The organism is Streptomyces mirabilis (assembly GCF_039503195.1).
GTDB classification, from domain to species: domain Bacteria; phylum Actinomycetota; class Actinomycetes; order Streptomycetales; family Streptomycetaceae; genus Streptomyces; species Streptomyces mirabilis_D.
This window is the reverse complement of the sequence record NZ_JBCJKP010000001.1, coordinates 6,305,602-6,330,944: the sequence shown is the minus strand read 5'-3', so window position 1 is coordinate 6,330,944 and position 25,343 is coordinate 6,305,602. Positions and strand designations below refer to the sequence as shown.

Here is a 25,343-nt window from a genome sequence, read left to right as displayed (position 1 = left end):
GCAGCTGTCGAGCGACCGCACGAGGACCGGCCGCTGATCGCCGAGGCGAACCTCCTCATGGAGAGTCTTCCGGGCCGCCGCGTCGCACCAGGTTGGCGGTAGTCGTCGTCGACCACCGACAGGTCGGGGATCACGTAGTCCTCTGGACCGCTGGGCAGCCAGAGGCCGATTCCCTGCAGGACTCGCACCAGGCCCAGTTGCATGAACGGGGCAGCGAAGAGCTCAGGGCCTCGGAGTGAGGGCCGTCCGCGGGACAAGGTCTCCTCCTACGCCAGGGCCCGCATCCCCGTCTGCGTCATCGTCGACCGCCAGCACCCGCGCCTCCACGTCCTCACCGATCCGGCCGCGGACCGCTACACGGTGCATGGCGTCCACACCGCCGACGAACTCGTCACGCTCCCCGAGCCCGTCGGCGGCAAGGTCACCCTCGATGTGAAAAGGATCCTCGAAGCCGGGCACCCCACGGCTAGTTGACGGCGTCCACCTCCCCCTCCGTCAACTCCAGGTCGTGCACCAGCGGTTCGTCGGTCACGATGACGTGCCGGGCGCGGGCTCCGTACGAAGAGGCCGTCGCCGACAGCAGGTACGTGCCAGGAGCCGGTACCGAGACGATGTACGAGCCGTCCGCCAGTGAGGTCACCCGGTCCAGTTGACGCCCGCCCTTGCTGAGCAGGGTGAGGACCGCCCCGTCGACCGGCGCTCCCTCCGCGTCACGGACGAAGCCGTGCACGACCGTCGGTCCTCCCGTCGAAGCCCGCGGCAGCTCCGCCTCCTCAGCCGGCTCCACCGCCAGGTGCGGCAACCGCTTCTCCAGACCCGCCGGCAGCCACCAGTTGGACTTGCCCAGCAGATGCATCGCGGCCGGCACCAGCGCCGTACGGAGAATGAACGCGTCCAGCGCGACCGCCGCCGCGAGGCCCACGCCCGCCATCGCCGCCCCCGAGTCACCGCTGAGGACGAAGGCGAGGAAGACGCAGACCATGATCAGAGCGGCGGAGTTGATGACACGGCTGGTCTCCGCGAGGCCGACCCGGACCGCCCGCGCGTTGTCCTTGGTGTGCACCCACTCCTCGTGCATCCGGCTCACCAGGAACACCTGGTAGTCCATGGAGAGGCCGAAGAGGAGGGAGAGCATGATGACGGGCAGGAAGGCGTTGATCGGCCCCTCCTTGCCGAGGCCCAGCAGGCTCAGCCCCCAGCCCCACTGGAAGATCGCGACGAGGACGCCGAAGGACGCGGCGGCCGCGATCAGGTTCATCAGGGCGGCGGTCAGGGGCACCACCAGGGAGCGGAAGGCGACCATCAGCAGCAGGAAGCCCAGGCCGATGATGGTGGCGATGAAGAGTGGCAGCCGGTCACCCGTGACGGTCGAGAAGTCCTTGGAGATCGCCGTCACACCGCCGACGTGCGCCTGTGCCCCGGCGTCCGGGATCACCTTGTCCCGCAGGGTGTCGATGAGCTGGTCCGTCTTCTCGGACTGCGGTGACGTGGTCGGTACGACCTGGATCACCGTGACGCCCTGCGCGGGCGGCAGCGCCGCGACCTGGGCGACGCCGTCGGTCGCGCGGATGCCCTGCACCAGCTTGTTCGTGTCGCCGCTGGTGGAGACCACCTGGAGCGGGCCGTTGAAGCCGGGGCCGAAGCCCTCCGCGAGGAGGTCGTACGCCTTCCGGGTCGTCGTCGACGCGTCGTCGTTGCCCTGGTCGGTCGCGCCGAGCCGCAGCGACAGCACCGGGATGGCGAGGATCGCCATGACGACGACAGCCATCACGGCGATCGAGCGCGGGCGCTTCTGGACGTTCGCCGACCAGCGGGCCGCGAAGCCGCTGGCCCGCTCCTGCTCGGGGCCTTCGGCGGCCAGCTTGCGCCGCTGGCGGCGGCTGAGCACCCGGGAGCCGAGGAAACCGAGCAGCGCGGGCAGCAGCGTGACGGCCGCGAGCACGCTGAACACGACGGTGAGCGAGGTGCCGATGACCACGCCGTCCAGGAAGCGCAGGTTCGTCACGAGCATCCCGGCGAGCGCGATGCACACCGTGCCGCCCGCGAACAGCACCGCGCGGCCGGAGGTGTTGAGGGCGGTGACCGCCGACTCCTCCGGGTCCATGCCGCGCAGGATGCCGCGCCGGTGCCGGGTGACGATGAACAGCGCGTAGTCGATGCCGACACCGAGGCCGATCAGCGTGGCGAGCAGCGGTGCCAGGTCGGGCACCGACGTCACATGGCTGAGCAGCTGGGTGGAGAACAGGCCCGTGCCCACCCCGAAGATCGCGATGCCGATCGGGAGCAGCATCGCGAAGAGCGAGCCGAAGGCGAGGAAGAGGACGACCGCCGCGGCCAGGATGCCGATCATCTCGGCGAGTCCGGTGGGCGGTTCCTGGACGCGCTGGATCGCCTGACCGCCCAGCTCGACGTGCAGACCGCCGCGTCGGGCGCCCTGTGCGGTGTCGACCACGTCCTGCACCAGCTGTTTGGGCACCGCGTTCGCCTGGTTGGCGAAGGTGATCTGGGCGTAGGCGATCCTGCCGTTGGCGCTGATCTGCGCCGCGCCCCGGTCGCCGGCGTACGGGCTGGTCACGCCGCCGACCCCCGCCATCTTGCCGATCCTCTCCAGCGCGGGCTGGATCCGGGACTGTACGGACTGGTCCCGGACGGTTCCCGTGTCGACCTTCCACACCACCGTGTCGGTGTCGCCCGCGCGCTCCGGGAAGGCCTTCTCCATCTGGTCGTACGCGCGCTTGGAGTCCGTGTTCGGAAGGGAGAAGACGTTCGCGTAATCCGTGCCCGCGGTCGAGGCCGCGGCCCCGAGCCCGAGCAGTGCCCCCACCCACAGCAACAGGACCACCAGCCGGTGCCGATAGCACCACCGTGCCAATGTCGCCACGCTCAACGCTCCTTAGTCGACCGGTCATCCGGTCGTTCGGTTGTCGGTTGGTCCCCCAGGTCCTGGGACCAACCATCGACCGGCACGCTCGAGCGACGACACAGACCGCCCATGACTCTCAAGGAACTCCAAAGGGGGGAGCCGCCCCCTGGCGCGACCCGCGTGCGGATACTGGGGGCATGACCGCTCACGAGGGGGCCACCGTTCTCGTCGTCGAGGACGAACCGAGCATCGCGGACGTCCTCGCCATCGCGCTGCGCTACCACCGTTTCGAGGTGATGACCGCGGGCACCGTCCGTCAGGCGCTCACGCTCGCCGAACGCACCCGCCCCGACGCGGCGCTGCTCGACGTGATGCTGCCGGACGGCGACGGGCGGGCGCTGGGCCGTGAACTGCGCCTGCGCCGGCCCGACCTGGCGATCGTCTTCCTCACCGCGCGGGACGCGCCCGCCGAGATCGTCGGCGCGCTCGGTTTCGGCGACGACTACATCACCAAGCCGTTCAACATCGACGAGGTCGTCGCCCGGATCACGGCCGTACTGCGCCGCACACGCCCCGACGACGTCCTTCCCCAGCGCCCGCCCCTTCGCTACGGCGAACTCGAACTGGACGAGACGACGTACTCCGTGCACCGCGGGGACCGCACGGTGGAGCTCACCCCCACCGAGTACGCCCTGCTGCGTTTCCTCGTCCGCAACGGCGGCCGGATCGTGCCCAAGGAACAACTCCTGCGGCACGTCTGGCAGTACGAACACTCCGCCGAGTCGACCGTCGTCGAGACGTACATCAGCTATCTGCGCCGCAAACTCGAACCCCTCGGCCCACCGGTGATCCAGACCCGCCGGGGCGTCGGATACGGCCTCGCATGACCCCGGCATCCCCGGACCCGGGGGCCGCCGCGGCGCAGGCGGAGCCCTCCCCGCGCGGAACCGGCGTCCCGGACCGAGCTCGCCCTCTGTGCGGGGATTCCCGCGTACGTGAGTGTGCGGCGCCCCCGGCGTCACCGCGGGATCCACTCGTTGCGCGGCAAACTGACGCTCGCGAACGTGGGGTTGCTGGCGCTGGGCATCATCGTGGCGACCGCCGTCAGTCTGATGGGGATGCGGCACTATCTGCTCGACCAGGTCGACACGGAACTGTCCAAGACGCGGGAGTCGCTGACCGGTTCGCGGCTCACCCTCCACCAGATCGACTCGCTCACCGCGCTCGCCTTCGTACGCGAGCGGATGGTCCCCGGCGCGGACCGGTCCGACAAGCCCGACTCGATCTTCGCGGCGGTGGACGGCCACGGGACCCCCCTCAGCGTCGGCGGTTTCAAGCCCACCGACATCCAGCGCGCGCTGGTCGCCGCGGCGGACGACCCGGGCGCCCTCGCGCACGACCCCGCCCCGCACGACACCACCGTGCACGGCGCCTCCTACCGGGTCACCGGAGCCCGGCTCGCCGACGGCACGTACGTGCTGCTCGCCGCCTCCACCGACGCCCTGCACAAGGGCATCGCCAAGGCCCTCAAACTCGATCTGGGCGTCGGCACCCTGCTGTTGTCGCTGCTCGCGGTGCTGACCATGATCAGCGTGAGCCGCCGGATGCGGCCACTGGAGGACATGGTGGAGACCTCGTCCGCCATCGCCGAGGGAGACCTCACCCGGCGCGTGCCCTCCAGCCACCATCCGACCCAGGAGGTCGAACAGCTGCGGCTCGCCCTCAACTCCATGCTTCACCAGGTGGAATCGGCGTACCGGACCCGCGAGCGCAGCGCGACGCAGCTGCGCCGGTTCGTCGCGGACGCCTCGCACGAGCTGCGCACCCCGCTGTCGGCGATCCGCGGCTACCTCCAGCTGTACGAGAAGGGGATGCTGCGCGAGCCGGGTGAGCGCCGACGGGCCTGGGACCGGATGAACGCCGAGGCCGACCGCATGGGGCGCCTCGTGGACGAACTGCTCATCCTGGCCCGCCTCGACCAGAGCCCCGAGCTGCGTTTCAAGAACGTCGACCTGAGCCGTCTGGTGCGCGACGCAGCCGAGGATCTGCGGGCCCAGCAGCCCGGTCGTCCGGTGACCGTGGGCGCCGACGGGACACTGCTGGTGCACGCCGACGAGTCGGGGCTGCGGCAGGTGCTGGGCAACCTGGTGGCCAACGTACGCACCCACACGCCCGCCGACGTGCCGGTGCGGCTCGGTCTCGAACGGGAGGACGGGACCGTACGGCTGTGTGTCGCGGACCAGGGGCCCGGGCTGGCGGAGGAGGACGCGGCGCGCATCTTCGACCGGTTCTTCCGGGCGGGCGGTGGCGCGGGCAGCGGGCTGGGAATGGCGATCGTGCAGGGAGTGGTGGCCGCGCACGGGGGTGACGTGGCGGTACGGACGGCGCCGGGAGCGGGGCTCGAGGTCACGGTGACGCTTCCGACGCGGTGAGCTGCTTTAACAAGCACAGTGAGGTGCTTGAACAAGCTCGGTGACTCGCTTGAACATAAGCAAACCCGGATGATTGAACACCGGCCGGTACGACCTCGTACCCAACAGATGAAGGCGGCCTCGACCTCAGCCTGGTCCGCCGCGCCACCACCGGGCTTCGCACGGAAGGACCGCCGGGTTGTCGTTCAACACGAGCTCTCGACAGCTGTCGAAAACGGACGAGGCGCCGGAGGACCAGCCCTCGCAGGAGGTCACACCCCTGGAGGCCCCCGCCCCGAGGGACACCGTCCAGACCTCCGAGGCGGAGACCCCCGAGGTGAGCGCTCCGGAGGCGAAGGCCCCGGAAGCCCCGGAGACGGAATCTCCGGAGACGGAAGCCCCGGAGACGGAGACTCCCGAGGCGGAGACGTCTGCGACCGAGACATCCGAGACCGAGATCACTGAGACGGAAAGCCCCGAGACGGAAGCCCCGGACGCCGACGTTCCGGAGGGCGAGGTCGACGCCCCGGAGCAGGCCGCCGCCGCACCCGACCCCGCCGTGTCCGACGCCGACACCCCCACCGCCCCCCGCCCACGCGGGTGGCGGCGCGTCTGGGGTGGGTGGCGGGAGAAGTACCCGGTAGCGGCCCGCGTTCTCGCGTGGACCACCACCGCCGTGGCCCTCGCTGTCGTGGTCGTCGCGCTGCTCATGCCGACCCAGGCGGACAAGGTCCGGCTGGCCGCTTTCGTGCGTCTCCCGGTGGAGGCGATCTTCGGCGCCGCCCTGCTGATCGTCCTGCCCCGCAAGCCGCGGATCGCCGTGGCGGCGTTCGCCGGGCTCGGCCTGGGCGCCCTGACCGTCGTGAACTTCCTCGACATCGGTTTCAACGAATACCTCGGGCGAGGCTTCAACGTCGTCCTCGACTGGTCGCTCTTCAGTGATGCGCTGGGATACCTCCAGGACACGTTCGGCAAGGGTGGCGCGCTCGGCATCGCGGCCCTGGCCGTGACGCTCGTGATCGCCGTACTCGCCCTCACGACGATGTCGGTGATCCGACTGGGCAACCTGGCGGCCCGGAACACCGAGACGGCGACCCGCACGACGCTGGTGCTGGCCATCGCCTGGGTCACCTGCGCGGCGCTGGGCGTGCAGTACGCCGCGGGGATACCCATCGCTTCGGAGCACACCATGCAGGCCCTCCAGTTCAAGGCGGAGCAGGTGCGGCGGACACTGCGGGACGAAGCCGAGTTCGCCAAGATCGCGAAGAAGGACGACTTCGCCAACACGCCGCCCGACCAGCTGCTCACCGGGCTGCGCGGCAAGGACATGATGATCACCTTCATCGAGAGCTACGGCCGCAGCGCGATCGAGGACCCGGTCATGGCGCCGGGCGTCGACGCGACGCTCACCGCCGAGAACAAGAAGCTGACCGACGCCGGGTTCGCGGCGAAGAGCGGCTGGCTGACCTCGGCGACGTACGGCGGAAGCAGCTGGCTGGGTCACTCCACCTTCATGTCGGGCCTGTGGATCAGCAACCAGCAGCGCTACCGCACCGTCACCGCGGGCGAGCGCCTGACCCTCCCCGGCGCGTTCAAGAAGACGGGCGCCTGGGACACGGTCGGCGTGATGCCGGGCGTCCAGAAGGCGTGGCCCGAGCAGAATTTCTACGGCATCGACAAGCTCTACGACTCCCACAAACTCGGCTACAAGGGCCCGAAGTTCAGCTGGTCGACCATGCCCGACCAGTACGCGCTGACCGCGTTCGAGCGCCTGGTGCACAGCAAGAAGCACGACAAGCCGCTGATGTCGACGATCATCCTGACCTCCAGCCACCAGCCCTGGGCGCCGATCCCCGAGCTGGTCCCGCAGGACCAGGTCGGCGACGGCTCGATCTACAACGCGATCGAGAAAGCCGGCAAGAAGCCCGCGGACATCATCACCGACTCCACCAAGTCGAAGCAGGAGTACGGCAAGTCCATCCAGTACTCGGTGTCGAGCCTCATCAACTACCTGGTGAAGTACGGCAACAAGAACACCGTGCTGATCTTCCTCGGCGACCACCAGCCCATCGCCCGGGTCAGCGGCAACCACGCCAGCCGTGACGTGCCGGTCTCGATCGTCGCCAAGGACCCGAAGGTCCTGGACAAGATCGCCGCCTGGAACTGGGCGGACGGCCTGCAGCCGAAGCAGGACACCCCGGTCTGGAAGATGAACTCCTTCCGCGACCGCTTCCTGACGGCGTACGGCTCGACCCCGGCGCCGTGATTCACGGGGCCGGGGACGCCACGAGCGCCCACACGGTCTTGCCGTGGCGGCCCCGGCTCCACACCCCCCACGCCACGGCGACGCCCTCCACGAGGTGCAGGCCGCGGCCGGTCTCCTCCCCCACGGAGACCGGCCGCGGCCGTGGTACGGCGAGGCCCTCGTCGGAGACCTCGACGAAGCAGGAACCGTCGGCGAGGGCGGTCACCGCGACCTCGAACTCCCCTTCGTGACCTTCGTGAAGAGGTCCGTGGCGTACGGCGTCGGTCGCGAGCTCGGAGACGATCAGGACGACGTCCGTGAGGGCCGGGTCGTCGGTGCCGTGGCCCCAGTCCCGCAGATGGTCGCGTACCCGGCGCCGGGCGAGTCCGACGGAGGCCGGGTGCCGGGGCAGCCGGAACGCGTTGCGTCTCAACACCTCAGCCCCTCACCGTGCGCACACCTCCGGCACATAGTGCGCGCATGGTGCCGCGTTGGGCGAGAGCCCGATGTCACCGGGGTGGGGGGCCACCCCGCGGGATCACGTCACGTGTCATATCCAGCTCAGCCGCCAGAGGCGGAAGACGCCGGTCCCGTCCGACAGGTACTGGCCGCCTCCGACGTCCTCACTGCTGAGTACATACTCCTTGCGCTGCCACAGGGGAATCAGGGGAACATCGCGGGCCACGATTTCCTGCAGTGTCTGGAAGTCGTCGGACGTGCGGCTGCGGTCCTCGTACTGCTGACTGTCCTGAATCAGCCGGTCCACGTCCTTGTCGCTGTACCCGTTCTTCATGCTGTTGCCGGTGCCGACGAGCGGGGCGCTGAAGGTGTCCGGGTCGGGGAAGTCGGCGACCCAGCCGACCGCCCAGGCGTCCAACTGGCCCTCGGCGTACCGCTTCTGGAAGTCGGTCCACTCGTAGCCCTTGATGTCCACCTTGAACAGGCCGCTCGCCTCCAGCTGACGCTTGAGCTCGGTGGCCTCCTCGCCGGCGGCGCCCCGTCCCTCGGCGTACCCGTAGGTGAAGCGCACCGGCGTCGACACCCCGGCCTCGGCCAGCAGGGCCTTCGCCTTCTTCGCGTCGGGCTTGGGGTAGGCGTCGAAGAACGACGTCGAGTGCCCCGTGATGCCCGCCGGGATCAGCCCGTACAGCGGATCGGTCGTCCCCTTGTAGGTCTGGCTGACCAGTTGCTCGCGGTTGATCAGTACGGCGACGGCCTGCCGTACGAGGCGGTTGTGCAGCGGCGAGTTCGCGCGGACGTTGAGGACGAGGTTGCGGGTCTCGGCGCTGTCGGACTCGGTGACGTGCTGGTTCGGGTCGCTCGGCGAGAGGGTGGCGAGCGTCGCGGGCGGCAGCTGACGCGTCGCGACGTCGACCTGCTTCGCCTTCCAGGCGCTCTCCAGCGCCTTGGGGGTCGCGTAGTAGCGCAGCACGGTGGGCGTGCCGCTCCCCTCGACGGAGCCCTTGTAGTGCTTGTTGGGCACGAGGACGGCCCGCTTGTCCTTCGTATACGACTTCAGTACGTACACTCCGGTGCCGTCGGCGCCCGCGTCCTTGCGCAGGGCGTGCTTCGGGTAGCGGGTGTGGTCGACGATCGACCCGGCTCCGGTGGCCACCTTGAAGGGGAAGGTGGCGTCCGGCGAGGACAGGTGGAAGGTGACCTTGAGGCCCCGGGCGTCCACCGAGCCGAGGGTGGAGAGCAGGGACGCGGGCCCCACCTCGGAGTTGATGGCCTTGACGCGGTCGAAGGAGAACTTCACGTCCTCGGCGGTCACCTTGCTCCCGCTCGGGAACGTCAGGTCGTCGCGCAGGGTACAGGCGTAGGTCCGCAGTCCCGCGCCCACGAACCCGCAGCTCTTCGCCGCGTCCGGCACGGGGGCGGCGCCGCTGGGATCGAACGTCAGCAGTGACTGGAACACGTTGCTGAACAGGGCCCAGGAGCCGGCGTCGTAGGCGCCTGCCGGGTCGAGTGACGTGACGGCGTCCGTCGTCCCGACCGTGATGGTCCTGTTGCCGTTCTCCTTCGACGGCAGTAACTGCCAGCCGCCCACACCCACGGCCGCCAGTACCACCAGCACCGCGAGAATCCGTATGCGAACCGATCGCATCGGCGCCCCTCCCCAGGCCACGCCCCGTGTCACTCCCCAGTGACGCGGATCACCCAACCACAGGTGTTTCGTCTGTGGGAAGAGGTGTCCGAAGAATCAGACGGGGTATTGGGAAAGACCGTTTCGCCCCTGTTTCACAGCCGGTTCTCAGGCTTGCGGGGACGCCAGTTCCACGACGGTGATGTCCGACGGCGCGCCCACCCGCGTCGGCGGCCCCCAGGCGCCCGCGCCCCGGGAGACGTACAACTGCGTGTCGCCGTACCGCTCCAGGCCCGCGACCGTGGGATTGGCCAGTTCCGCGATGTAGTTGCCCGGCCAGAGCTGGCCGCCGTGGGTGTGCCCGGAGAGCTGGAGGTCGACACCGTGCTTGACGGCGTCGTGGATCTGGACCGGCTGGTGGGCGAGCAGCACCACGGCCCGCGCGGTGTCCCGGTCCCCCAGCGCCCTCCCGAAGTCGGGCCCGTGCCCCTCGCTCTCCCCCGCGACGTCATTGACGCCCGCGAGATCGAATCCGGCCATTTCCGTCCGGGCGTTCTCGAGCGGGTGCAGACCCAGTTCCCGTACTTCCCTGACCCATTGCGCGGCACCGGAGTAGTACTCGTGGTTGCCCGTGACGAAGTACGAGCCGTGCCGTGCCCGCAGCCGCGCGAGAGGCGCCGCGGCGGGGCCGAGGTCCTTCACACTCCCGTCGACGAGGTCCCCGACCACCGCGATCAGGTCGGGCTGCGTCGAGTTGATCGTGTCGACGACCCGCCGGCAGAAGTCCCGCCCGAGGGTGGGGCCGAGGTGGATGTCACTGACGACGGCGATCCGGTAGCCGTGCGCGGACCGGGGCAGTTTGGCCAGCGGCACGGTGACCCGCTTCACCCGAGGCCCGCGCAGCACCCCGTACGTCCCGTGTCCCACGGTCCCCAGGGCGACGGCCGCGGCGGCCCCGCCGACGGCACGCGAGACGAAGAGCCGCCGCGAGGGGGTGGTGACGGGCCGTGGCGGTTCGGCGGGCGAGGGCTCCTGGGGGGCCGCCGCTCCCGTCGGCACCGGCTCCGGGTGCGGTACCGGCTCCGGGTGCGGTACGGGTGCCGGGTGCGGTACGGGTGCCGGGTGCCGTACGGGTGCCGGGTGCCATACGGCCGCAGAGGGGGCCGCGCGCCGCTCCATGACCCGGCGCAGCAGCGGTCGTACGACCTCTCCCGCCACCACCCCCAGCAGCAGGTAGATCGACAGCGCCATCCACAGGAACCCCGGCCAGGCCAGCGCCTGCTGGAGCCGGAAGGGCGCACCGGCGCGCTCCGCGGTGACCGCGGCGATCATCAACACCGGCCCGGCGACGAAGACCACCGTGCCCGCGCGCCGGGCGAGCCCCGGACCGGACGTGGTGTCACGCACCAGACGGCGCCACACGTACCAGTACAGCCCCGCGACCGCGGCGAGGGCGAGCAGTCCCACCAGTACGAAGACGATCACCAAGACGCCGTATCCCCCGTTGCCCGCCGTTGTGTTCTGTTGTCCCCCGTTTGTCCCCTGTTGCTATGACGTCTGGCGCAATGCGCGCAGTCCGCGGAACCCGATGCCGCCGACGACCGTCCCCAAGACAAAGGAGACGACGGCGAGCGTCAGGTGCACCCAGAAGTACGCCGTCGGATTCCCCGCGTCGTTGAACGCGAGCCCGCTGCCGTCCTTCCACAAATTCTTGACGAAAGTGACCCAGATGATCCAGCTCCATACTCCGAAGACGAGCAGGAACCAGGAGACGGGGCGGCTGAGCTTCATGGGTCCAGTATCGCCGTCGCCGGCCGGGACCCGGCGCCGGGGTGGCCGGGACCAGGGGACTCCAGCATCGGGTGAGGGGACTTCCCGGCCCACGCCCTGTAATTTCTCGACCGTGCCCGCCACCAAGAAGACCATCCGGCGATCGATGCTGGTCACTTCCGCCACCCTGTTGACCCTTTCGCTGACGACGACGGTCCCCGTCTTCGCGGCCGACAAGCCGTCGTCGTCACCGTCACCGACGGCGAGCCCGAGCGCGACTCCCCCGGCGCACATGTCGACGGTGGGCGGAGCGCGGCTGGGGGAGGCCGGGACGCAGGTGGACCTCGGCATGGGCGCCCCGGTGCTGCCCAAGGATGTGACCGCACGCTCCTGGATCGTCACCGACGCCGAGTCGGGCGACGTGCTGGCCGCCCACAACGCGCACTGGCGGCTGCCCCCGGCGAGCACGCTGAAGATGCTCTTCGCCGACACCGTGCTGCCGAAGTTCCCCAGCACCGAGCAGCACAAGGTCGCCGTCACCGACCTCTCGGGCATCGGCGCGGGCTCCAGCATGGTGGGGATAAAGGAGGAGGAGACGTACAGCGTGCACGATCTGTGGCTCGGCGTCTTCCTGCGCTCCGGCAACGACGCCGTGCACGTGCTGTCGGCGATGAACGGCGGCGTGGAGCAGACGGTCAAGGACATGCAGGCGCACGCCGAGGACCTGCAGGCCCTCGACACGCACGTGGTCAGCCCCGACGGCTACGACCAGCCGGGCCAGGTGTCGTCGGCGTACGACCTGACGCTGTTCGCCCGCTCCGGGCTGCAGAAGAAGGACTTCCGGGAGTACTGCTCGACGGTGCGGGCGAAGTTCCCGGGCGAGACGAAGAAGGACGACAAGGGGAAGACGACCCGCGAGTCCTTCGAGATCCAGAACACCAACCGGCTGCTGACCGGTGACACCGACGTCTCCACGTACCAGGGCATCGCGGGGGTGAAGAACGGCAACACCACCAACGCGGGCGCCACCTTCACCGGTGTCGCCGAGCGGAACGGCAAGGTGCTCCTTGTCACCGTGATGAACCCGGAGAAGGACGAGCACAACGAGGTCTACAAGGAGGCCGCGCGGCTGCTCGACTGGGGCTTCAGCGCGGCCGGCAAGGTCACACCGGTGGGTGAGCTGGTGCCGCCGAAGGGCGTCGACACCGGCGTGCAGGCGGGTGCGACCGCGTCCGCCGGGTCCAACACGCCGGTGTCGTCCGGAGACCAGGGGGCCAAGGCCTCGTCGTCGCCGGTGGCCGCCTCCGCGGCGGCGAAGGGCGGTTCCAGCGGGATCGGCACCGCCCTGGCCATCACGGGCGGTCTGCTCGCCCTGGTCGCCGGCGCCGTCTTCCTCGTCAACCGCCGCTGGCCCCTCCCCGACCTGATGCGCCGCCGCCGCTGACCTCCTCGAGGTCCTCGGGCTCCGCGGGCCTGTCGGGGTCGTCGGCGCGTTGCTTCGGGCCGGAGTCGGCATGTCCCGTGGCCGTCCAGGCGGCGCAGAACAGGACGAGTTTCGAGGTGAAGTTGATCCACAGCAGCAGCGCGACGGGCACACCGAAGGCGCCGTACATGCTCTTCGACGCCACGCCCCGCATATAGCTGCTGAGCAGCAGCTTGAGCAGTTCGAAGCCGACGGCGCCCATCAGCGCGGCGACGACGAGCCGGTGGCGCGGCGGCTCGACGCCCGGCAACAGGGTCAGGACGTACAGGAGCACCAGGAAGTCGGTGAGTACGGCGACGGCGAACGCGGCGGACTGCAGCAGCACGCTCCCCCAGCCGTGTTCGCCGAGGCCGAGCTGCCGGGCCGACCAGCCGACCAGTGAGGACGCGACGGTGGAGACGGCGATGGTGACGAGTACGGCACCACCGAGTCCGACGAGGATCCCGGCGTCCAGGAGCTTGCGCAGGAGGGGGTTCTCCTCCCTGTCGGGCAGCTCCCAGACCGCGCGCAGACAGTCCCGCATCGAGCCGACCCAGCCGATGCCGGTGAACAGCAGGACGGCGCCCGCGATGAGCCCGATGGTGCCGGCGTTCTGGACCAGTGCGTTGATGTCGAGTTGGTCGGAGATGCCCGGCACCTGCTCGGCGATCTTGTCCTGAAGCTCCTTCTGCCGCTGGCTGGTGAGGGTGGCGGCGGCGATCGCGGCGCCGACGGTCAGCAGCGGGAAGAGCGCCACGAAGCTGATGAAGGTCATCGCGGCGGCGAGCCGCGTCCACTTCACCCGGTCCAGACGCTCGTACGACCGCCACCCGTGGGTGGCCATCAGGCGGGTGACCAACGGCCCCACGCCGGGGAGCTTTTTCAGCCAGTCCATGATCCGACTCTGCCCTCACCTCGGAAAACCCATGTCCGGGTACCCCAAAAACGCAGGACCGTGGCGAGTGCCATACCGATCCCCGCACCGGAGACCGTGTCGGCGCGTCGCGAGGTGAGCCCGAGGCCATAGTGGCTGACGGCGACGCACAGGAGCTGGACGAGGGCGCCCGCGAGGTTCACGGCGAGGAACGCGAAGAAGTCGGCGTACCGCCGGGGCCCCCGCACGGGGTGGTGCCGGTACGTGCCGAGCGCGTTGCCGGTGTACGCGACCGAGCAGCCCGCCACGAACGACAGCGCCTTGGCGGTGAGCGGGTCGAGGCCCACCGGGCCGCGCAGCCAGAGGAAGAGGCCGAGGTCGGCGGCGTAGGCGAGGACGCCGACGGTGGCGAAGCCCAGGAGCTCCTGGGTCAGGGGCCGCCGGGCGAGGCTCACCAGTTCACGACCGCGAGCCCGTACATCGCGAGCCACACCAGTCCGATCAGGGCGAGCGCGCGGTCGCGCAGGACGACGTCCTCGGGCTCGCCCGCCGCGCCCCGGTCGGCGAAGACGGCGTACCGCAGGACGGCCAGGATGAAGGCGACCATGGACAGCTGACGCCAGGGCAGCACCCCGGCGCTGGGCGCGCCGCCCTCCTCCAGGGCCCACAGGCAGTAGGCGAGCACGGCGACCCCGGCGGCCAGTTGCCAGACGAAGCGCAGATAGCCGGTGGTGTACTCGGTGAGCAGCGCGCGGGTGGCACCGGCGTTCCCGCCCAGTTGGACGGCCTCGGAGTACCGTTTCGCCGCCACCATGAAGAGCGCGCCGAAGCCCGTGGTGATCAGGAACCAGCGGGAGAGCGGGATGCCGAGGGCGAGCCCGCCGATCATCGCCCGCATCAGGAACCCGGTCGTCACGACGGCGAGGTCGACGACCAGGACGTGCTTGAGGCTCACGCAGTACGCCAGTTGCATGCCGAGGTAGGCGGTCAGCAGTGCCGCGGTGACCGGGGAGGACAGCAGGGCGGCGGCGGTCGGGGCGAGGACGGCGAGCACGCCTCCCGTGGCGTAGGCGAGGGGGACGGGGACCTGGCCCGTGGCGACCGGGCGGTGGCGCTTGACCGGGTGGGCGCGGTCGGCTTCGGCGTCCCGGGCGTCGTTGATCAGGTAGACGGCGGCGGCGCAGGCCGTGAACAGGACGAAGACGAGCGCGAGTTGGATCACCGCGTGCCGGGAGAAGAGCTGGCCCGCCGCCGCCGGGGCCGCCACGACCAGCAGGTTCTTCACCCACTGGCGGGGGCGGGTGGTCCTGAGGAGACCCCGGGCGAGGCTGGTGAGGGTCCGCACGGGAACCGGGGCGGTCGGCGTGGGGTCCAGGAGCACCGTGCGTTCAGCCATGGCCGGCCTCGATCCAGTGGGCGCCCAGACGGGCCGTCAGGGCGCCCAGGGCGGCGCCCGCGAGCACGTCCGAGGGGTAGTGGACGCCGGCCACCAGCCGGGAGAGGCACATCGCGGCGGCGAGCGGCGGCAGCGGGCGGACTCCGAGCGCGCCGAAGGCGACCGCCGCGGCCGTCGCGGAGGCCGCGTGGGAACTGGGGAACGAGTGACGTCCGGCCGTGCGCACCAGCGGGACGATGTGCGCGGGGCGTGGACGGCGCACGATCTGCTTCACGCCCATGCTGGCGAGGTGCGCGGTGGCGGTGAGCGCCGTGCCGCGCAGCCACGCGCCGCGCCGCCCGCGGTCGACCACCGCGCCCGTGAGCCCGGCAGCGAGCCACAGCACGCCGTGCTCCCCGCTCCAGGACAGGGCGCGTGCGACGGCCGCCACGCGTGGATCCGTGCCGCGCTCGTGGAGGGCCGACAGCAGCCGACGGTCCATGCCGTCCCACCGTCGGCGGTCCATGTCGTCAAGGTCGTCCATGTGATCTCACTCTTCTAGGGAGTGGCCGCAGAATTACGGAAATCTTGTACGACATCCCATTAATCACCCATTTCGGTGAGGAGCCGGGAAGACGGGAGAGGTGAGGGCTTTATGCACCTTTTTCGCCGATACGGTCACGGTCATGCCTGCCGACACCGCCTCCGCCCCGGCCGAACCCGTCTCCGTCACGGGCTGGGGCCGCACCGCCCCGACCACCGCCCGTGTGGTCCGCCCGCGCACCTACGAGGAAGCGGCGGCCGCCGTCCGCGCCTGCGGGGTCCGCGGAGGCATCGCCCGGGGCCTCGGGCGGGCGTACGGGGACGCGGCGCAGAACGCGGGCGGGGCCGTGCTCGACATGACCGGCCTCGACCGCGTCCACACGATCGACGTCGACGGCGGGACCGTGCTCTGCGACGCGGGCGTGAGCCTGCACCGGCTGATGGAAGTCCTGCTCCCGCTCGGCTGGTTCGTGCCGGTCACGCCCGGGACCCGCCAGGTGACCGTCGGCGGCGCGATCGGCGCGGACATCCACGGCAAGAACCACCACGTGTCCGGCTCGTTCGCCCGCCACGTCCTCTCCTTCGAGCTGCTGACCGCGGACGGCGCGATCCGCACGGTGGGCCGGGGCACCCCCCTCTTCGACGCCACCGCGGGCGGCATGGGCCTGACCGGGGTGATCCTCACGGCGACCGTCCGGCTCCAGCCCGTCGAGACCTCGCTGATGTCCGTCGACACCGAACGCGCGGCGGACCTGGACGACCTGATGGCCCGTCTCACCGCCACGGACCACCGCTACCGGTACTCGGTCGCCTGGATCGACCTGCTCGCGCGCGGCCGCTCGACGGGACGCTCGGTGCTCACCCGCGCGGAACACGCCCCCCTGGGCGCGCTCCCCCACGCGCGCGCCGACGCCCGCTGGCGTTCCGACCACCGCGGTTCCCGTCCGCGCCCCCCTTCGTACCGGAGGGACTGCTCGGCCGCGGGACGGTGGCCCTCTTCAACGAGCTCTGGTACCGGAAGGCACCCCGCGCGCGTGCCGGTGAACTACAGCGGATCCCGGCCTTCTTCCACCCGCTCGACGGGGTGCCGCACTGGAACCGGATCTACGGGCGCGGCGGCTTCGTGCAGTACCAGTTCGTCGTCGGACACGGGCGCGAGGAGGCCCTGCGGCGCATCGTGCGGCGCGTCGCCGAACACCGGTGCCCGTCCTTCCTCGCCGTCCTGAAGCGTTTCGGCGAGGGCGATCCGGGCTGGCTCTCCTTCCCGATGCCGGGCTGGACCCTCGCCCTGGACATCCCCGCGAGCCTGCCGGGCCTCGGCGCCTTCCTCGACGAGCTGGACGAGGAGGTGGCCGGGGCGGGCGGACGCGTCTACCTGGCGAAGGACGCGCGACTGCGGCCGGAACTGCTGGCCGACATGTATCCACGACTGACCGAATTCCGGCAACTGCGGTCCGAGTTGGACCCGCGCGGGGTGTTCACCTCCGACCTGTCCCGCCGCCTCGACCTCTAGAACCGGTCGACCCTCCCGCCGCCCCGGCCTCCAGAACCGGTCGACCCTCCCGCCTCCTCACCCCTCTAGGAGTTGTCATGAAGGACGCCTTCGGAGCCCCCCAGTCCCTGCTGATCCTCGGCGGCACGTCCGAGATCGCGCTGGCCACGGCGCGCCGTCTGATCGCCCGGCGCACCCGCACGGTGTGGCTCGCCGGACGGCCCTCGCCGGCCCTGGAGCGGGACGCCGAGCACCTGCGCGCACTGGGCGCGGACGTCCGTACCCTCGCCTTCGACGCGCTCGACCCCGAGTCCCACGAGACGGTCCTCGGCAAGGTCTTCGCCGAGGGCGACCTCGACATGGTGCTGCTCGCCTTCGGGGTCCTCGGCGACCAGGCCCGGGACGAGCGGGAGCCGGTGGCCGCCGCCCGGATCGCGCAGACCAACTACACGGGCGCGGTGTCGGCCCTGCTGGTGTGCGCGCGGGCCCTCCAGACCCAGGGGCACGGCTCCCTGGTGGTGCTCTCCTCGGTCGCGGGCGAGCGCGCCCGCCGCTCCAACTTCATCTACGGGTCGAGCAAGGCGGGGCTGGACGCCTTCGCCCAGGGTCTGGGCGACGCGCTGCACGGCACCGGCGTCCACGTGATGGTCGTACGCCCGGGGTTCGTCCGTACGAAGATGACCGCGGGGCGCGCGGAGGGACCCATGGCCACCACACCGGAGGCGGTCGCGACGGCCGTCGAGGTGGGGCTGCGACGGCGCTCGGAGACGGTGTGGGTGCCAGGGGCGCTGCGGCTGGTGATGGCGGCGCTGCGGCACGTACCGCGAGCGGTGTTCCGCCGCCTGCCGATCTAGCCCGACCGCGGCTGCCCGACTCGACCACGGCTGTTCGGCTCGACCGCGGCTGTTCGGCTCGACCGCGGCTAGCGGCTGGCGATGGTCCCGCGCTCCACGTCCGCGTGGCCCGCCTGCGGTGGCACCACGGATCCACCGAAGGCGAACTCCCGGAGCTTGCGCCACACACTGTCGGAGCCCTGTTCGTAGAGCGCGAACCCCGTGCAGGGCCACTCGGCGTCGTAGTCGGCGAGTTCCTGGAACGCGCGGTCCATCGCCGCGTCGTCGATGCCGTGCGCCACCGTGACGTGCGGGTGGTACGGGAACTGCAGTTCGCGCGCCACGGGTCCGGAGGCGTCGCGGACCCGCTGCTGGAGCCAGGTGCAGGCCTCGGCGCCCTGGACGACCTTCACGAACACCACCGGCGACAGGGGCCGGAAGGTGCCGGTGCCCGACAGCCGCATCGGGAAGGGCCGGCCGGCCACGGCGACCTCGGTCAGGTGTGCCTCGACGGCCGGCAGGTCGGCGGCGTGGACCTCCGTCGGCGGCAGCAGGGTGACGTGCGTGGGGATGCCACAAGCCGCGGGGTCGCCGAAGCCCGCGCGCCGCTCCTGGAGCAGGCTGCCGTAAGGCTCCGGGACCGCGATCGACACGCCGATCGTTACGGTCCCCACGTCGTCTCCTGTCGTCGTGTCCGGTGCGTCGTCGGTCGCGTCACCGGTTGCGTTGTCCTTCGCGTCGCCGGGCGCGTTGTCTGGTTCGTACTCAGCCGTCCGGCTATCGACTGTAAGGCCACGGCTGTGTGGTGGGCAGGCGCAGCCGTAGTGATGTGCAGCGCTCTGCCCAGTGGTACGTGTGTGCGGTCGTACGCCTCAGTGCTTGGCGGGCAGGAAGCCCACCCGGTCGTACGCCTGCGCGAGCGTCTCCGCGGCGACGGCGCGCGCCTTCTCGGCTCCCTTGGCCAGGATCGAGTCGAGCGTCTCCGGGTCGTCCAGGTACTGCTGGGTGCGCTCCCGGAACGGGGTCACGAAGTCGACCATGACCTCGGCGAGGTCCGTCTTGAGCGCACCGTAGCCCTTGCCCGCGTAGTTCTCCTCCAGTTCCGCGATACCGGTACCGGTGAGGGTCGAGTAGATGGTCAGCAGATTGCTGATACCCGGTTTGTGCTCGCTGTCATACCTGATGACGGTGTCCGTGTCGGTGACCGCGCTCTTGACCTTCTTGGCGGTGGTCTTCGGCTCGTCGAGCAGGTTGATGAGGCCCTTCGGCGTGGACGCCGACTTGCTCATCTTGATCGACGGGTCCTGGAGGTCGTAGATCTTCGCCGTCTCCCTGAGGATGTACGGCTTCGGGATCGTGAAGGTCTCGCCGAAGCGGCCGTTGAAGCGCTCGGCGAGGTCGCGGGTGAGCTCGACGTGCTGGCGCTGGTCCTCACCGACCGGAACCTCGTTCGCCTGGTACAGCAGGATGTCCGCGACCTGGAGGATCGGGTACGTGAACAGGCCGACGGACGCGCGGTCCGAGCCCTGCTTGGCGGACTTGTCCTTGAACTGGGTCATGCGGGAGGCCTCGCCGAAGCCGGTGAGGCAGTTCATGATCCAGGCGAGCTGGGCGTGCTCGGGGACATGGCTCTGCACGAAGAGCGTGCAGCGGTCCGCGTCGAGACCGGCGGCGAGCAGCTGCGCGGCGGCGAGCCGGGTGTTCGCGCGCAGGTCCGCCGGGTCCTGCGGAACGGTGATCGCGTGCAGGTCGACGACCATGTAGAAGGCGTCGTGGGACTCCTGCAGGGCCACCCACTGGCGGACGGCGCCGAGGTAGTTGCCGAGGTGGAACGAGCCTGCTGTGGGCTGGATTCCGGAGAGCACGCGGGGACGTTCAGAGGCCATGTTCACCATTCTCTCAGGTACACCCGGGAGCTCGGGAACAGGTGGGAACGGAGCTCTCCCCCAAGGGGGACCTGGGCGGATACTCGGGCGGGTACTCAAGGCACGTACCGGGGCGGCGGACGGGGGACGCATGGCGGGCCGGGGCAGACGGGCGAGGTCGGGGATCGCGGGGTTCGTGGGGTTCGTGGGGTTCGTGGGGGTGGTGCTCGCCGTGCTGGGGGCGCACCCGGCGCGGGCTTCCGCACCGGCCGCGGGGCGCGGTGCCCCGGACGTCGCGCTGGTCATCGAGGGCGGCACGGGGCGCACGACCGCGCTGCGCTCCGGGGAGCGGGACTTCACGCGGCTGTGGGACCTGCTGACTCCCACCTACATGGGGACGGAACGGGTGCCGGACGCGTGGACGGCGGGCGGCTTCCCGCCGGTACGGGCCACCGTGATGTGGGGGCTGAGCGGGGTCGGGGGCTGGCCGCGGACCGACAGCGCGCCGGGGGCCGACGTCGCCATGGGACGCCAGGACCAGCTGTTCCTGGCCGCGGACGGCACGCCCTGGGTACGCACGGACCCCTCGCCCGACGTGGTGGACGACGACATCCGCTGGCACCGCGCGTCGCGCTCGGTGTACGAGCGGGTGGTCGAGCGGGGGAAGCTGCTCGGCGCCGCCGCAAGCGCACCGGGCTCGGAACGGGGTGTCGAGGAGCGTGCGCGGTGGGTGCTGCCGGGGCTGGGAGCGGGTCTGCTCCTCGGGGTCGGCGGCACCCTCCTGGTACGCCGCGCGGCGGCCTGGCGCGAGGGCGCCGGACCGCCGCGGGAACCACGACAGGAGCTGATCGACCTCTGAACCCGGAGGTGGGTCAGCCGAGGTCGATCTCCGGGTAGAGCGGGAACGGGGCCAGCAGGTCGGTGGCGCGGTGGGAGATCTCGTCGGAGATCTTCCGGTCCAGGACGTGCTGGGCCTTGGACGGGGCGCCCTTGGCGGTGGTGCCGGGCTCTGCGGCGGTGAGGACGCGGTCGATGAGACCGGCGATCTCGTCCATCTCGGTGGTGCCCAGGCCACGGGTGGTCAGCGCGGGCGTGCCGATACGGATGCCGGAGGTGTACCAGGCGCCGTTCGGGTCGGCGGGGATGGCGTTGCGGTTGGTGACGATGCCCGAGTCGAGCAGCGCGGACTCGGCCTGGCGGCCGGTGAGGCCGTAGGAGGAGGCGACGTCGATCAGGTTGAGGTGGTTGTCCGTGCCGCCGGTGACCAGGGTGGCGCCGCGCCGCATCAGGCCCTCGGCGAGGGCGCGGGCGTTGTCGACGACGGCCTGGGCGTAGTCGCGGAACTCGGGGCGGCGGGCCTCGGCGAGCGCGACGGCCTTGGCGGCCATGACGTGCGGGAGGGGGCCGCCGAGGACCATCGGGCAGCCGCGATCGACCTGCTCGGCGAGGCTCTCGTCGCACAGGACCATGCCGCCGCGCGGGCCGCGCAGCGACTTGTGCGTGGTGGTGGTGACGATCTGGGCGTGCGGGACGGGGTCGAAGTCGCCGGTGAGGACCTTGCCCGCGACCAGACCGGCGAAGTGCGCCATGTCGACCATCAGGGTCGCACCGACCTCGTCGGCGATCTCCCGCATGATCCGGAAGTTCACCAGGCGGGGGTAGGCGGAGTAGCCGGCGACGATGATCAGCGGCTTGAACTCACGGGCCGACGTCCGCAGCGCCTCGTAGTCGATGAGGCCGGTGGCGGGATCGGTGCCGTAGGAACGCTGGTCGAACATCTTTCCTGAGATGTTCGGGCGGAAGCCGTGGGTGAGGTGGCCGCCGGCGTCCAGGGACATGCCGAGCATGCGCTGGTTGCCGAAGGCCTGGCGCAGCTCGGCCCAGTCGGCCTCGGAGAGGTCGTTGACGTTGCGGACGCCGGCCTTCGCGAGGGCCGGGGCCTCGACGCGGGCGGCGAGCACGGCCCAGAAGGCGACCAGGTTGGCGTCGATGCCGGAGTGCGGCTGGGCGTAGGCGTGCTCGGCGCCGAAGAGCTCGCGGGCGTGTTCGGCTGCGAGGGCCTCGACGGTGTCGACGTTGCGGCAGCCGGCGTAGAAGCGGCGGCCGACGGTGCCCTCGGCGTACTTGTCGCTGAACCAGTTGCCCATGGCCAGCAGGGTGGCCGGGGAGGCGTAGTTCTCCGACGCGATCAGCTTGAGCATGTCGCGCTGGTCCGCGATCTCCTGGCCGATCGCGTCGGCGACGCGGGGCTCCACGGCCCGGATCACGTCGAGGGCGCTGCGGAAGGCGGTGGACTCGGTGGAAAGGGGCTCGGGCATTGACGGCCTCCGGACGTGGCGTTCAGCGTTCACGGGTCGGCCCAGGCGCACGGCACACGGTTCATGGGCCGCTCCCCGATGGTCGGTCCCATCCCAGCGCGCCAGTCACGGCCCCGCCCGCCAGCCTACCGGGCGCGCCGGATCACCGGGTTCGCCCGTCCACCATGCGAGCGACGATAGGAAGGGAGCCACGAGCCCGCCCCCCGTGCAGTGGTCCCCGCGCTGCAGGAAACGGAGATCCCGTGACCACCACCGAACGACTCATCGCCTCGGCCGACGCGCACGGCGCGCACAACTACCACCCGCTGCCGGTCGTCGTGGCGACGGCGGACGGGGCCTGGATGACGGACGTCGAGGGCCGCCGCTTCCTCGACCTGCTGGCCGGCTACTCGGCGCTGAACTTCGGCCACGGCAACCGGCGGCTGCTCGACGCGGCGAAGGCGCAGCTGGAGCGGGTGACGCTGACCTCGCGGGCCTTCCACCACGACCGGTTCGCCGACTTCTGCGCGCAGCTCGCACAGTTGTGCGGCATGGAGATGGTGCTGCCGATGAACACGGGTGCGGAGGCGGTGGAGACCGCCGTGAAGACGGCCAGGAAGTGGGGGTACCGCGTCAAGGGCGTCCCCGACGGCCGGGCGAGGATCGTCGTGGCGAGCGACAACTTCCACGGCCGTACGACGACACTCATCAGCTTCTCCACGGACGCGGAGGCGCGGACGGACTTCGGGCCGTTCACGCCGGGCTTCGACATCGTGCCGTACGGGGACCTGGCCGCGCTGCGGGCGGTGGTCACCGAGGAGACGGTCGCGGTGCTGCTGGAGCCGATCCAGGGCGAGGCGGGCGTGCTGGTGCCGCCGCCCGGCTACCTCGCCGGGGTGCGGGAGCTGACGCGCGAGCGGAACGTCCTCTTCGTCGCGGACGAGATCCAGTCCGGTCTTGGGCGCACGGGCCGCACCTTCGCGTGCGAGCACGAGGGCGTGGTGCCGGACATGTACGTACTGGGCAAGGCGCTCGGGGGCGGGGTCGTACCGGTGTCGGCGGTGGTCTCGAGCAGGGAGGTGCTCGGGGTGTTCCGGCCCGGTGAGCACGGGTCGACGTTCGGCGGGAACCCGCTGGCCTGCGCGGTGGCGCTCGAGGTGATCGCGATGCTGCGGTCGGGCGAGTACCAGCGGCGCGCCGCGGAACTGGGTGACCACCTGCACCGGGAGCTGGGGCTGCTGGCGGGCACGGGGCATGTCACGGCGGTGCGCGGGCGGGGGCTGTGGGCGGGCGTCGACGTCGCCCCCGAGTACGGCACGGGACGCGAGATCTCCGAGCGGCTGATGGACCGGGGTGTCCTGGTCAAGGACACCCACGGGGTCACGGTCCGGATCGCCCCGCCGCTGGTCATCAGCAAGGAGGACCTGGACTGGGGGCTGGCTCAGCTGCGTGCGGTGCTGGGTGTCGGCTGAGCGCCGACCGGGCGCCTAGAGGATCACGTGGGGCAGGAAGCGGGCGTACTCGTCCGTGACCAGCCCGGACGACTCACGGATGCCGAGCCCCGCCGACTCGCCGTCCACGACCCAGGCACCGAGGACGACATGGTTGCCGTCGAAGGAGGGAAGGGGGGCCAGTTCCTGGTAGCAACAGGGCTCGTCCTCGCGTACGACGGGGGCGGCGCCCGGCGCGTGCACCGTCACCCCGGCGCCCTCGCGGCCGAGGAGCGGCTTGGCGACGTACCCCTGGGTGGTGGCCAGCTCCCGGGGTCCGTCGAGGTAGGCGGGGAGGAGGTTGGGGTGGCCCGGGTACAGCTCCCAGAGCACGGCGAGGAGGGCCTTGTTGCTGAGGAGCATCTTCCAGGCGGGCTCGATCCACAGGGTCGTGCCCGTACCGCCGCCGTTGTCGAGGGTGTCCAGGACGTGGTCGGCGAAGCGGTCGGTGGTGAGCCACTCCCAGGGGTAGAGCTTGAAGCAACTGCGGATGAAACGGAGCTGGTTGTCGACGAAGCGGCCGGAGAGGGGGTCCCAGCCGATCTCCTCCACCGAGATCCAGTCGGTGTCGAGGCCCGCCTGCTGCGCCGTCTCCTTCAGGTACGCGACGGTCATCAGGTCCTCGCCGAGTTCGTCGGCGGCGGAGTGCGCGAAGTAGAGGGGGCTGCCCGGCGGGAGGAGGACGGCCTGCTTCTTCCAGGCGGCGACGAGGCGTTCGTGCAGGGAGTTCCACTGGTCGGCGCCGGGGAAGCGGTCCTCCATCCAGAACCACTGCGGGCTCGCCGCCTCGACGAGGGACGTCGGGGTGTCCGCGTTGTACTCCAGCATCTTGGCGGGGCCCGTGCCGTCGTGACGCAGGTCGAAACGGCCGTAGACGGAGGGGAGTTCGCCGCGGCGCTGCCAGGCCTCGGCGACCGCCCGCACCACGCGCGGGTCGGTGATGCCGAGGTCGGCGAAACGGTTCTCCGTGACGATGTGCTCGGCCGCCGCCAGGCACATGCGGTGCAGTTCCTCGACGACCTCCTCCAGCGCCTCCACCTCCGGGAGTGAGAAGGCGTAGTACGCGCTCTCGTCCCAGTAGGGGCGCAGGGAGTCGTCCGGGTAGCGGGTCAGGGGGTAGATGAGACCCTGTCGCTCGACGGTCTGCTGCCAGCCGGCTCGGGGCTCGATGGTGCGGCGCTCCATGGCGTACGGGTCCGATCGGTGCTGGGCGCGCGGCCCACGGCTACGGGTGCGGTGACGTGGTGTCGCGTCGCTCAGCCGCCGGAGCTGCCCTTGCCGCTGCCGAAGCCGCCGCGGTCGACGGAGTGGTGGCTGCCGCCGCTGGTGCTGCTGCCGGATCCCTTGCTCGCCTTGGTGAAGGAGCCGCCGTCGACCCAGCCGCCCTTCTTCTTGCCGCCGTAGTACCAGCCGCTGCTGACCGAGGTCTTCGTGGTCCTGGTCTTGGTGGTCTTGACGGACTTGGTGGTCTTGCAGTTCTTGTCGGCGATGACCTTGTAGCCCTTGAGCGAGGTGTAGCTGTCGCGGTCGACGCAGCGCTTGTCCGGCTCCGAGGAGCAGGCGGTGAGGGCCGCCGCGAGGAGTCCCATGCCGCCGAGTACGACCGTGCCCGAGCGCAGTTGCCGTCGTGTGTCCGCCATCTTCGATCCCCCGTTTGTCATGAGCGTGCGCGCGCTTTGCTTGACGCAGGCGATCAGATTAGAGGTCCTTTGCGCAAGGCGGGCGAGGGACCCCTTC

At 70.8% G+C, this 25,343-nt stretch carries 22 protein-coding genes, 2 pseudogenes and 1 riboswitch; of the genes and pseudogenes, 9 read left to right on the top strand and 15 right to left on the bottom strand.

From position 1 onward, the window contains the following. Positions 1 to 98: 98 nt before the first annotated feature. Positions 99 to 253, bottom strand: a pseudogene (locus AAFF41_RS29225) (Uma2 family endonuclease); the annotation flags it as partial. A 29-nt stretch (positions 254 to 282) separates the two neighbouring features. On the opposite strand from AAFF41_RS29225, the gene AAFF41_RS29220 reads away from it, so the two are divergent. Then, positions 283 to 474: a hypothetical protein gene (locus AAFF41_RS29220; protein WP_343326373.1), complete on the top strand. Its 192-nt coding sequence runs from the start codon at positions 283 to 285 to the stop codon at positions 472 to 474. Here AAFF41_RS29220 and AAFF41_RS29215 read toward each other — a convergent pair. Then, positions 467 to 2,872: an MMPL family transporter gene (locus tag AAFF41_RS29215; protein ID WP_343326372.1), complete on the bottom strand. Its 2,406-nt coding sequence runs from the start codon at positions 2,870 to 2,872 to the stop codon at positions 467 to 469. The two genes, AAFF41_RS29220 and AAFF41_RS29215, sit on opposite strands and share 8 nt — an antisense overlap. 188 nt (positions 2,873 to 3,060) lie before the next feature. Between AAFF41_RS29215 and AAFF41_RS29210 the strand changes: the two genes are divergently transcribed. From AAFF41_RS29210 to AAFF41_RS29200, 3 genes are all read left to right on the top strand, one after another. Further along, entirely contained in the window at positions 3,061 to 3,750 is a 690-nt protein-coding gene (locus tag AAFF41_RS29210; protein WP_054233711.1) for a response regulator transcription factor, read from the top strand. Between the two features lie 114 nt (positions 3,751 to 3,864). Next, positions 3,865 to 5,295 carry a sensor histidine kinase gene (locus AAFF41_RS29205; protein ID WP_425526256.1) on the top strand — a complete coding sequence of 477 codons (1,431 nt, stop codon included), beginning with the start codon at positions 3,865 to 3,867 and terminating at the stop codon, positions 5,293 to 5,295. A gap of 178 nt (positions 5,296 to 5,473) precedes the next feature. Next, positions 5,474 to 7,540, top strand: a complete 2,067-nt coding sequence (locus tag AAFF41_RS29200; RefSeq protein ID WP_343324877.1) for a sulfatase-like hydrolase/transferase — start codon at positions 5,474 to 5,476, stop codon at positions 7,538 to 7,540. A 1-nt stretch (position 7,541) separates the two neighbouring features. Here the strand turns inward: AAFF41_RS29200 and AAFF41_RS29195 are convergent, their stop codons facing one another. The 4 genes from AAFF41_RS29195 to AAFF41_RS29180 all read right to left on the bottom strand — a co-directional run bounded on the left by AAFF41_RS29195 (position 7,542) and on the right by AAFF41_RS29180 (position 11,396). Next, positions 7,542 to 7,955: an ATP-binding protein gene (locus AAFF41_RS29195; RefSeq protein WP_343324876.1), complete on the bottom strand. Its 414-nt coding sequence runs from the start codon at positions 7,953 to 7,955 to the stop codon at positions 7,542 to 7,544. 114 nt (positions 7,956 to 8,069) lie between these two features. After that, positions 8,070 to 9,626 carry an ABC transporter substrate-binding protein gene (locus AAFF41_RS29190; RefSeq protein ID WP_319751557.1) on the bottom strand — a complete coding sequence of 519 codons (1,557 nt, stop codon included), beginning with the start codon at positions 9,624 to 9,626 and terminating at the stop codon, positions 8,070 to 8,072. Positions 9,627 to 9,773: 147 nt separating this feature from the next. Continuing rightward, positions 9,774 to 11,093, bottom strand: a complete 1,320-nt coding sequence (locus AAFF41_RS29185; protein ID WP_343324875.1) for a metallophosphoesterase — start codon at positions 11,091 to 11,093, stop codon at positions 9,774 to 9,776. Between the two features lie 60 nt (positions 11,094 to 11,153). Then, positions 11,154 to 11,396 (bottom strand): SCO4848 family membrane protein, encoded by a 243-nt coding sequence (locus AAFF41_RS29180; protein WP_319751559.1) that lies wholly within the window; start codon positions 11,394 to 11,396, stop codon positions 11,154 to 11,156. Between the two features lie 112 nt (positions 11,397 to 11,508). Here AAFF41_RS29180 and AAFF41_RS29175 point away from each other — a divergent pair, with 112 nt between their 5' ends. Beyond that, positions 11,509 to 12,819: a D-alanyl-D-alanine carboxypeptidase family protein gene (locus AAFF41_RS29175; protein WP_343324874.1), complete on the top strand. Its 1,311-nt coding sequence runs from the start codon at positions 11,509 to 11,511 to the stop codon at positions 12,817 to 12,819. Here the strand turns inward: AAFF41_RS29175 and AAFF41_RS29170 are convergent. From AAFF41_RS29170 to AAFF41_RS29155, 4 genes are read right to left on the bottom strand one after another with little or no spacing between them, the layout of a single operon-like run. Next, positions 12,773 to 13,732, bottom strand: coding sequence for a YihY/virulence factor BrkB family protein (locus tag AAFF41_RS29170; protein ID WP_343324873.1), 960 nt, complete (start codon positions 13,730 to 13,732; stop codon positions 12,773 to 12,775). The genes AAFF41_RS29175 and AAFF41_RS29170 overlap by 47 nt on opposite strands. Continuing rightward, positions 13,720 to 14,166 (bottom strand): GtrA family protein, encoded by a 447-nt coding sequence (locus AAFF41_RS29165; RefSeq protein WP_319751562.1) that lies wholly within the window; start codon positions 14,164 to 14,166, stop codon positions 13,720 to 13,722. Before AAFF41_RS29165 ends, AAFF41_RS29170 begins: the two co-directional genes overlap by 13 nt. After that, positions 14,163 to 15,107 carry a decaprenyl-phosphate phosphoribosyltransferase gene (locus AAFF41_RS29160; protein ID WP_319751563.1) on the bottom strand — a complete coding sequence of 315 codons (945 nt, stop codon included), beginning with the start codon at positions 15,105 to 15,107 and terminating at the stop codon, positions 14,163 to 14,165. The genes AAFF41_RS29165 and AAFF41_RS29160 overlap by 4 nt, the downstream gene beginning before the upstream one ends. Continuing rightward, on the bottom strand, positions 15,100 to 15,630 hold the full coding sequence (locus AAFF41_RS29155; protein WP_319751564.1) for a phosphatase PAP2 family protein: 531 nt from the start codon (positions 15,628 to 15,630) through the stop codon (positions 15,100 to 15,102). The genes AAFF41_RS29160 and AAFF41_RS29155 overlap by 8 nt, the downstream gene beginning before the upstream one ends. A gap of 142 nt (positions 15,631 to 15,772) precedes the next feature. Here AAFF41_RS29155 and dprE1 point away from each other — a divergent pair. Beyond that, positions 15,773 to 17,142: pseudogene (gene dprE1, locus AAFF41_RS29150) on the top strand (decaprenylphosphoryl-beta-D-ribose oxidase). Positions 17,143 to 17,219: 77 nt separating this feature from the next. After that, on the top strand, positions 17,220 to 17,975 hold the full coding sequence (dprE2, locus tag AAFF41_RS29145; protein ID WP_054233722.1) for a decaprenylphospho-beta-D-erythro-pentofuranosid-2-ulose 2-reductase: 756 nt from the start codon (positions 17,220 to 17,222) through the stop codon (positions 17,973 to 17,975). A 68-nt stretch (positions 17,976 to 18,043) separates the two neighbouring features. Here dprE2 and AAFF41_RS29140 read toward each other — a convergent pair whose 3' ends face one another. Together AAFF41_RS29140 and trpS are read right to left on the bottom strand one after the other, a co-directional pair. Beyond that, complete coding sequence (locus AAFF41_RS29140; protein ID WP_054233723.1) at positions 18,044 to 18,628, bottom strand: 2'-5' RNA ligase family protein; 585 nt, start codon at positions 18,626 to 18,628, stop codon at positions 18,044 to 18,046. A 198-nt stretch (positions 18,629 to 18,826) separates the two neighbouring features. After that, positions 18,827 to 19,840 (bottom strand): tryptophan--tRNA ligase, encoded by a 1,014-nt coding sequence (gene trpS / locus AAFF41_RS29135; protein ID WP_054233774.1) that lies wholly within the window; start codon positions 19,838 to 19,840, stop codon positions 18,827 to 18,829. A 175-nt stretch (positions 19,841 to 20,015) separates the two neighbouring features. Between trpS and AAFF41_RS29130 the strand changes: the two genes are divergently transcribed. Further along, positions 20,016 to 20,678, top strand: a complete 663-nt coding sequence (locus tag AAFF41_RS29130) for a hypothetical protein (protein WP_425526169.1) — start codon at positions 20,016 to 20,018, stop codon at positions 20,676 to 20,678. A 13-nt stretch (positions 20,679 to 20,691) separates the two neighbouring features. On the opposite strand, the gene AAFF41_RS29125 is transcribed toward AAFF41_RS29130, so the two are convergent. After that, the gene (locus AAFF41_RS29125; protein ID WP_388412601.1) at positions 20,692 to 22,188 is read right to left on the bottom strand and encodes a glycine hydroxymethyltransferase; all 1,497 of its coding nucleotides are present in this window, start codon (positions 22,186 to 22,188) and stop codon (positions 20,692 to 20,694) included. Beyond that, positions 22,170 to 22,256: riboswitch (ZMP/ZTP riboswitch) on the bottom strand. Its footprint overlaps the gene before it by 19 nt. Before the next feature lie 123 nt (positions 22,257 to 22,379). Between AAFF41_RS29125 and rocD the strand changes: the two genes are divergently transcribed. Beyond that, positions 22,380 to 23,588: an ornithine--oxo-acid transaminase gene (gene rocD, locus AAFF41_RS29120; protein ID WP_343324871.1), complete on the top strand. Its 1,209-nt coding sequence runs from the start codon at positions 22,380 to 22,382 to the stop codon at positions 23,586 to 23,588. A 15-nt stretch (positions 23,589 to 23,603) separates the two neighbouring features. Here the strand turns inward: rocD and AAFF41_RS29115 are convergent, their stop codons facing one another. Further along, a complete protein-coding gene (locus tag AAFF41_RS29115; protein WP_319751568.1) occupies positions 23,604 to 24,791 on the bottom strand; it encodes a glutathionylspermidine synthase family protein in 1,188 nt (395 codons plus the stop codon). A 71-nt stretch (positions 24,792 to 24,862) separates the two neighbouring features. Then, positions 24,863 to 25,246, bottom strand: coding sequence for a hypothetical protein (locus AAFF41_RS29110; RefSeq protein WP_343324870.1), 384 nt, complete (start codon positions 25,244 to 25,246; stop codon positions 24,863 to 24,865). Positions 25,247 to 25,343 lie beyond the last annotated feature (97 nt).

Coding starts and splice junctions, on each gene's coding strand:
- AAFF41_RS29210 (WP_054233711.1), top strand. CDS start 3,061: ATGACCGCTCACGAGGGGGCCACCGTTCTCGTCGTCGAGGACGAACCG.
- AAFF41_RS29190 (WP_319751557.1), bottom strand. CDS start 9,626: ATGCGATCGGTTCGCATACGGATTCTCGCGGTGCTGGTGGTACTGGCG.
- AAFF41_RS29180 (WP_319751559.1), bottom strand. CDS start 11,396: ATGAAGCTCAGCCGCCCCGTCTCCTGGTTCCTGCTCGTCTTCGGAGTA.
- AAFF41_RS29170 (WP_343324873.1), bottom strand. CDS start 13,732: ATGGACTGGCTGAAAAAGCTCCCCGGCGTGGGGCCGTTGGTCACCCGC.
- AAFF41_RS29160 (WP_319751563.1), bottom strand. CDS start 15,107: ATGGCTGAACGCACGGTGCTCCTGGACCCCACGCCGACCGCCCCGGTT.
- AAFF41_RS29155 (WP_319751564.1), bottom strand. CDS start 15,630: ATGGACGACCTTGACGACATGGACCGCCGACGGTGGGACGGCATGGAC.
- dprE2 (WP_054233722.1), top strand. CDS start 17,220: ATGAAGGACGCCTTCGGAGCCCCCCAGTCCCTGCTGATCCTCGGCGGC.
- trpS (WP_054233774.1), bottom strand. CDS start 19,840: ATGGCCTCTGAACGTCCCCGCGTGCTCTCCGGAATCCAGCCCACAGCA.
- AAFF41_RS29115 (WP_319751568.1), bottom strand. CDS start 24,791: ATGGAGCGCCGCACCATCGAGCCCCGAGCCGGCTGGCAGCAGACCGTC.
- AAFF41_RS29110 (WP_343324870.1), bottom strand. CDS start 25,246: ATGGCGGACACACGACGGCAACTGCGCTCGGGCACGGTCGTACTCGGC.